Annotated in this window: 8 protein-coding genes; all 8 read left to right on the top strand. The window is 58.4% G+C overall.

Features of this window, described 5'->3' with window-relative positions:
• The first annotated feature begins 3 nt into the window (after positions 1–3).
• The 8 genes from NKJ84_RS20775 to NKJ84_RS20810 all read left to right on the top strand — a co-directional run bounded on the left by NKJ84_RS20775 (position 4) and on the right by NKJ84_RS20810 (position 6,448).
• A complete protein-coding gene (locus NKJ84_RS20775) occupies positions 4–1,488 on the top strand; it encodes a TadE/TadG family type IV pilus assembly protein (protein WP_352508002.1) in 1,485 nt (494 codons plus the stop codon).
• A 14-nt stretch (positions 1,489–1,502) separates the two neighbouring features.
• A complete protein-coding gene (locus tag NKJ84_RS20780) occupies positions 1,503–2,021 on the top strand; it encodes a TadE/TadG family type IV pilus assembly protein (RefSeq protein WP_352508010.1) in 519 nt (172 codons plus the stop codon).
• 2 nt (positions 2,022–2,023) lie between these two features.
• Positions 2,024–2,659, top strand: coding sequence for a TadE/TadG family type IV pilus assembly protein (locus NKJ84_RS20785; RefSeq protein ID WP_352508003.1), 636 nt, complete (start codon positions 2,024–2,026; stop codon positions 2,657–2,659).
• The gene (locus NKJ84_RS20790) at positions 2,656–3,819 is read left to right on the top strand and encodes a CpaE/TadZ family protein (RefSeq protein WP_352508004.1); all 1,164 of its coding nucleotides are present in this window, start codon (positions 2,656–2,658) and stop codon (positions 3,817–3,819) included. The genes NKJ84_RS20785 and NKJ84_RS20790 overlap by 4 nt, the downstream gene beginning before the upstream one ends.
• The gene (locus tag NKJ84_RS20795; protein WP_352508005.1) at positions 3,803–4,384 is read left to right on the top strand and encodes a L,D-transpeptidase; all 582 of its coding nucleotides are present in this window, start codon (positions 3,803–3,805) and stop codon (positions 4,382–4,384) included. The genes NKJ84_RS20790 and NKJ84_RS20795 overlap by 17 nt, the downstream gene beginning before the upstream one ends.
• Positions 4,381–4,974 carry a hypothetical protein gene (locus tag NKJ84_RS20800; protein ID WP_352508007.1) on the top strand — a complete coding sequence of 198 codons (594 nt, stop codon included), beginning with the start codon at positions 4,381–4,383 and terminating at the stop codon, positions 4,972–4,974. The genes NKJ84_RS20795 and NKJ84_RS20800 overlap by 4 nt, the downstream gene beginning before the upstream one ends.
• Before the next feature lie 214 nt (positions 4,975–5,188).
• Entirely contained in the window at positions 5,189–5,827 is a 639-nt protein-coding gene (locus tag NKJ84_RS20805) for a ribbon-helix-helix domain-containing protein (protein WP_502904032.1), read from the top strand.
• 252 nt (positions 5,828–6,079) lie between these two features.
• Complete coding sequence (locus NKJ84_RS20810; RefSeq protein ID WP_352508008.1) at positions 6,080–6,448, top strand: hypothetical protein; 369 nt, start codon at positions 6,080–6,082, stop codon at positions 6,446–6,448.
• The last annotated feature ends 328 nt before the right edge of the window (positions 6,449–6,776 follow it).

Genomic DNA, 6,776 nt, shown 5'->3' on the forward strand with positions numbered 1-6,776 from the left:
GCCATGCTGCGTATTATTCGCGCGTTCTGGCACGATCAGAGGGGAATAGCGCTGATACTGGTCAGCGTCATGCTGCCGGCGATCATCGGATTTTCTCTGCTGGTGATCGACATGAGCCGGCTCAACAATCTGCATAACGATCTGCAGAAGGGTGCTGATGCGTTTGCCCTGGCAGGCGCGGCTGAGCTGGACGGGACGTCGGGCTCTATCAGCCGTGCTGATAGGGCGATCGCTACGCTGGTACGCAATCGATACACCTTCTCGACCGCCGGCCCTCCTCAAACGCTCGCTTCCGCCGGAGTAACACGCCGATATCTTCGCTCATTGCCGGCCACCGACAATCTCCCGATTCTGCCGGCCAATGTGATCACCGACGAGCTGAATGACGCCAAACTTGCCCGTTTTGTTGAAGTCACTGTAGCCCCGGTCGGGTTTGCTGCAATCTTCCCGGCTTCCTTCTTGTCATCCAGCGCCAGCAACAATTTCAATGTTGGCGCAGTCGCTGTGGCGGGCTTCACTTCCGGCGTGTGCGATTTCACGCCGGTTTTTATGTGCAACCCTTACGAGACGGTGAACGGGACGAATGCAGCGGGCGGATTCACACTTGAGCAGGCCGTCTCCAACCCGGCTGTACATCGTCGACTGATCGAACTGAGGAAGGTCGGAAATGGGGCTGCCGCTGGCCCTGGTAACTTCGGCTTCCTCGAACCTCCGGCCGGTGTGGGGAACGGTGCTCAAGCCCTCGCTCAGACGATTGCAACATCAAGGCCGATTGGTTGCTACAGTTCCGCCAACGTTAGCACGAAAACTGGCCAGAACGCCGGCCCAGTGCAAGACGCCTTCAATGTTCGTTTCGGCATTGCAGCCAGCGGCAACCATTTCAATAGTGCTGAATACGGTCCAGCCGCGAACGTCCGCAAAGGGGCAATCAAGACCCGAGGAAGCGCAAACCAATGTCCTTCCATGAACCAACTTTCATTCACCCAAGCTGGAACAATGGGCCTTCCACGCGACGCGACCACTCCATACCTCGGCGGCCGAATGGGCGATGGAAATTGGAATTTCTCTGGTTACTGGAGCACCAACTTTGGTTCCGCTGCCTACCCATCTTCATGGAATACGACCAAGCCGACGCGCTATCAGGTCTACCGTTACGAGATATCAGCCGGGTTGGTAGGCATGGCGTCGACTGGTGGAGAGATCGGAACCCCGTCGGCAACTTGCCAACCTCCTGTCACGACGGTTGACCGTCGGTTGATTTACGGTGCGATCCTGAACTGCAATGCACTCCACGCTGCCGGCAGCGATCTGTCCGGCCACAGCACGGATCTGCCGGTGGAAGCTTTTGCAAGCTTTTTACTCACTGAACCGGTTGCGTCGCCATCGGAAGACGCATCCGTGATGGTTGAATTGGTTGACGTTACTGGGGGTGGCGGCCAGGGCACGCTAGACAATTTCCTCCGCGACGAAGCTCAGCTTTACCGGTGATGGCGATGATTGGAATGCTATTGCGCCATCTGGATAGATTTCGATGCGATCAACGCGGTGCAGTGCTCATCGAAATGACGCTGATCACGCCGCTGATGCTGATTTTGGCGGGTGGCGTGTTCGAGTTCGGCAATCTGATTCACGAAAAACTCTTGATGGAAGCCGGACTTTCAGATGCAAGCCGCTTCGCCGCGCGCTGCAACAGCCAATTGTATACACAAGCGGGGCTTGCGGCGGTCAACTGCGCCGATATCGCTGCAAATATCGCTGTGTTCGGCAATGCGGCGGGAGCCGGCAGTGCACGCGTCAGCGGCTGGCAGAAATCGAATGTGACGGTGACAATCGCTGCCGCTGGTTCTTGCCACGATGCTGTGGTCGCCGGCGTCGCCCAATATCGATCAACCACCGCGCAGGTCTGTATCGTCAGGGCTGCGGGTACCCTGGCGTACAGCGGGGTCGGCATGCTGTCGATCATCGGCATCGGCCCGATCACGCTGAACGGCTCTCACGAGGAGCGGCTGATCCGGTTCTGATCATGATCAAGCGTTTTGCGGAGTCGGACGACGGCGCGGCGATGGTCGAAATGACTATCGTTTCGACGCTGCTGTTTGCCCTTGTCCTCGGTTTCGTCGATTTCGCTCACGCCTTCTACCAATGGAACGCTGCTACCAAGGCGGTCCAGCTCGGCGCCCGGCTGGCCTCGATTTCAGACCCCATTGCGACGGCCCTTGCGACTGCGGCGCCGACGACGACACCGGGTGCGCCAGTCGTTGCCGCGGCATATGGCCCCTTTGTCTGCACATATACGGCTGGCACAGGGGCTTGCACCAACGGCGGCACATTCAATGCCGCCAACTTCAGCCGTGTCTTTCGCGGGGACACGGCAAACACCAACGATGATGCCTGTCCCCCACTTGCAGCAAATCAACGGCCCGGGATGTGCCATTTCTTTCCGCGCTTGCGCCGCGACAATGTGGTGGTCACCTACAGCGCCACTGGCTTGGGCTATCAGACCCGGCTGGGGGGACCGGTGCCAACAATCACCGTAAGTCTTCAAAACGTGACCTTTCAGTTCTTCTTTCTGCAAGGGCTGATGGGCTTTGCCAACGTCACCATGCCGTCCATGCTAAGCACGGTTACGGGCGAAGACCTGAAGAGCACATCACCATGAACGCCATCAACACCAAGGTTCTCCCAACCAAACGAAAGCAGGTCGCCCTGTTCTCGTCGGATTCACAGTTCAAGCACGAGGTGGCGACGCGGCTCGACGCGCTGGCTATTTATGACGTCCGGATTTCCGAAACGGATGACTTTCTCAAAGGCCCGATCCCCGACACGCGGCCGGGCATCGTAATCCTCGACCTTGCCAATGGCGAGCTGCTTGGCAAGCCCGGCATTGTCGAGGGGCGCGCCCTGTGGGCGGCCGTGCCGCTGATTGCGGTTTCAGACGAGCTGACCTCTGAACAGACGCGCATCCTGGTGCGGATGAACGCCTCGGACTGGCTGCACAAACCAGTCGATGCCAAGGAGCTTCTGAATGCGGTCACCTTCCATGACACCGGCAACCAGGGCACCAAGAGCCGCATCATCACCTTCATCAGCGCTAGCGGCGGGGCCGGCGCCACGACGCTCGCTTTGTCGGCCGCGGATTTCCTGGCCTCAAAATCCACCGAACGTGCAGCTTCAACCTGCCTCGTCGACCTCGATTTCCAAAGTGCCAATTGTGGCGCCTATCTCAACCTCTTCAACCAGTTCGACCTTGCCGGCATCATCGGCCAGCCGGAAAGGCTCGATGTCGAACTGATGGACGTTATCAAGCTCTCGCGCCCGTCCGGCCTGACGCTGTACGCCTTCGAAAGGCCGCAACTGCCATTCGAGCCGCAGGGCGCGGATTTCGTGTTCCGGCTGCTGGACCTTGTTGCCTATCGCTTCGACGACATCGTCATCGACCTGCCCAACATCGAAACTCCCTGGCAGAATCCTGTGCTTTCCACGAGCGACGCGATCTTCATCGTGTTCGAGCTCAACGTCGCGTCGCTGCGGCAGGGCAAGCGGCTCTACAAGAAGATCCGCGATTTGCGCGGCAATTCGGTGAACATCACGCTGGTCGCCAACAAGCACAAGCGCAAATGGTTCGGCAACCATTTTTCGCGCAGCGAACTCGAGAAGATATTCAAGGCACCGCACATCAAATCGGTTGCCCTGGACAATGCGCTGCTGACCGATGCGCTGAACCGAGCCATCATGCCTTCCGAAGTGGACGGGCGGGCACGCTTCAACAGGGATCTGAAGCGGATTTTCAAAGAGAGGCTCGATGACCCTGCCCGGTAGATACCGCTTCCTTCCGCTGCTTGCAGGCGCTTGCATCATGGGCCTGGTATCGGCCTGGGACTGCGCCCATGCCCGCTCCGCGCTATCGGACCAGCGGCCGCTGCCAGCCATGGGCCCCAGCCTGCGCAAGTTCGTTGCTTTCCAGACCGCGGAACAGCCGGGCACGATCATTATCCGCAAGCACGAGAAGGCGCTTTATCTTGTGACCCGAGAGGGTGAGGCGCTGCGCTATCAGATCAGCGTCGGGCGTGACGGATTTGGCTGGAGCGGCACCGTGGAAGTGAGGGCGAAAACCGAATGGCCGGAATGGCGCCCACCGAAAGAAATGCGCGCGCGCCAGCCGGAGCTGCCGGAGATGGTGCCGGCCGGTCCCTACAATCCGCTCGGCGCACGGGCGCTCTACTTATCCCGAGACGGGCACGACACGCTTTATCGCATACACGGCACCAACGACCCTTCAGGGGTTGGCTTCGACGGCACATCGGGATGCTTTCGTCTTACCAATACCGATGTGATCGATCTTTTCAAGCGCGTTTCGGTCGGTGCAAAGGTGGTGGTCCAATGACGATGATTAGCGACCCGGACATGCCGGCGATCGACATTGGGCCGGCGACCCAAGCATTCGAACAAGCTGTCGCTGGGAAACCTAGCAATGCCAGGATGATCGGCGTTGTCGCCGCAGGCGCCTTGCTGATCACGGGAGCAAATTTAACAGCCGCCGCCTATCTCTTCCGCAGCATCAACGATCTGCGCTCTGTCGAAGGGAGGCTGGAACAGCTCGGATTGTTCGAGCAACGGATTGCGGCCCGCCTCGATACGGTCAACAACGGTTTTCAAAGCCGGTTCGAAAAACTGGACAATCAACTGCAGGGTAGCTTCAGCCAGATCAACGACAGCATTGCCCGAATTGAACAGAACTTACCGGTGGTCCACGACGACGTTTCTACCGTGGCGGAGCCTCTTGTTGAGATGACCAGCGCCACGGCGGAGCCGCTCAGCGATCTCGATGGTGAAGAAGCGACCGAACGCAGTATCGTCGAAGCACCACGCCCGCCCAAAAGGAGCAGTGCAGCACCGGTGCCTCCTGCCCCAAGCTCCTCCTACCGGCGCATAGAGCAGCCTGACGGCAAGGTGTATTATCGCAAGATCGATTAGAGCGGGATACGGGAGCGTAGGGAATGCTTGCCAGAGAAGATCGTCCGCCGCTTTTGGCGTCGCGCGTGTCGCGACAGACGATTCGACGCTCGAAATGGAGGCAGGACTTAGTTGGTCATCCGGGGCATGATGTGCTCAGTCGACACCGAGACGGCCGCAATACGACTCTAAGTTACCTTTTGAAGCCGACCATCAAGGCGTCAGGAGATCATAAGTGAGCGCTATCGCCATTTCTCCTCGCACCAATCGTGATCGGCTGCTTCTAACGATCACGAAAGAGGATTTCGGGCTGGAATTCCGGGTGGTCGCGCGTGGCGGCATACGCCGCGGCATCCGTCTGGAAAAGGCTTTCTGGATATCTCTGAAGCAGATGGCTGAAAGTAGGAAATGCACGATCGGCATGCTGATTGAGGAAATCGCCGAAAGTGCGACCAACACTGGTAACCTGACATCGGCGATACGGGTGGCTTGCATAAACGGGCTCGCGGATGAAAACATCGTCCTGCGGAAGCTTGCATCGATCAGGACAATCAATGCCATATTGCTTGCCTGCCCCTCGCCCGCTTTCGGCTTGGCGTCATCGAAGAAGATCCTGACTTTCAATGCTCCGTTCCAGCAACTGGTCAAGCGTCAGTTGCCGCTCGGACCAGACTATGATGCACGACCAGATCTCAAGCTGGCGCTAGATCTCAACGTCGCCGACATTTTTGCCCGGCTCGATGCCAACGGCGAAGTTCCGATCGCCAGCGGCTTTGTCATCGGGGCCGGCGAACGCAGGTATCGAGGTCAATTGAATGTAGTACGCGCGCCCGTACCCGAACCGGAGTTGCTGATGGCGTTCGTCAACGGCTAGAGCTGCCGCTCCCGGCGAGCGAGGCTCAATTCGGGCAGAAGATGCTTCGTGTCATTTTGCGCGAATAGGAACTGTCTGCGAGACTTCGATTAGGCCCGACCGCTATTGCCAGCCAACGGCCCGCGCCGTTTGGCGGGAGCGGCACCATCACCAATCAACCGAATTCATTACAATGAAGGGCGACAACCTCGAAGAGAGAGGGCATGACGACGTATTGGCGCCAGAGAGGGCTTAGCGAGCGGAAAAGCGGAATTGGATCCGAACTGGGCTGATCGCCGCGCAACGCGCGGAAAAGCTGCGGCAAGCTCCAAGAAGAAATTTTGCAGGATCGAACACATGTGTTGGCTGGAAAATAGAAAGCTTATCCGCTCCGCGAAGGTCATTGCCGAAGCTGAGCATGCCGAACGCACCGAGAAGACAGCAAGATTGAGATCGCTTCGGATGGCAGCTCAGAGTGACCTGAAGGTTCCGTTCCGTGAGGAACTCGATTGCTCTCTACTTATCGCCGCACTGACTCAAGGCGAATTATCGGCTAAACTTCCCGACGGATCGCATTGGCGGGGCCGAGCAAGGGCAACAGGCAAAAACCAGTATTCCTCCGCGCCCGCCAATTCGAATTAGCGAGTGTTGCCTCGTCCGATGACTCAGAAGGCGATCTTGACACCCGGCCTGCCACTGACAGTGGAACTGTCTTGAGACCACTTGCCGCAATTTCACTGCTGAGCGTGGTCGATTGAGCGTTGAACCCAGACGACATTGCGACGAGAAGTCTGCGTCTTCAAACTCACTCTCTCTGCTGTCAACGCTTGCCGTGTTGGAATAGCCGAAGCGCTCCTGGATTTCCGCTGACGTTGCCCCCAGTTTCTATCCAGTTTTGAGTTCGTTTCCGGCGTGGGTTGTGCCCTGCTGGGCGGGTGAAGCGACGGGCGCTGGCGCGGAGCCTTTGGCG

The sequence above is a fragment of the Mesorhizobium sp. M0048 genome (assembly GCF_040323405.1).
Lineage (GTDB): Bacteria > Pseudomonadota > Alphaproteobacteria > Rhizobiales > Rhizobiaceae > Mesorhizobium.

Coding starts and splice junctions, on each gene's coding strand:
- NKJ84_RS20800 (WP_352508007.1), top strand. CDS start 4,381: ATGACGATGATTAGCGACCCGGACATGCCGGCGATCGACATTGGGCCG.
- NKJ84_RS20780 (WP_352508010.1), top strand. CDS start 1,503: ATGCTATTGCGCCATCTGGATAGATTTCGATGCGATCAACGCGGTGCA.
- NKJ84_RS20775 (WP_352508002.1), top strand. CDS start 4: ATGCTGCGTATTATTCGCGCGTTCTGGCACGATCAGAGGGGAATAGCG.
- NKJ84_RS20785 (WP_352508003.1), top strand. CDS start 2,024: ATGATCAAGCGTTTTGCGGAGTCGGACGACGGCGCGGCGATGGTCGAA.
- NKJ84_RS20790 (WP_352508004.1), top strand. CDS start 2,656: ATGAACGCCATCAACACCAAGGTTCTCCCAACCAAACGAAAGCAGGTC.
- NKJ84_RS20795 (WP_352508005.1), top strand. CDS start 3,803: ATGACCCTGCCCGGTAGATACCGCTTCCTTCCGCTGCTTGCAGGCGCT.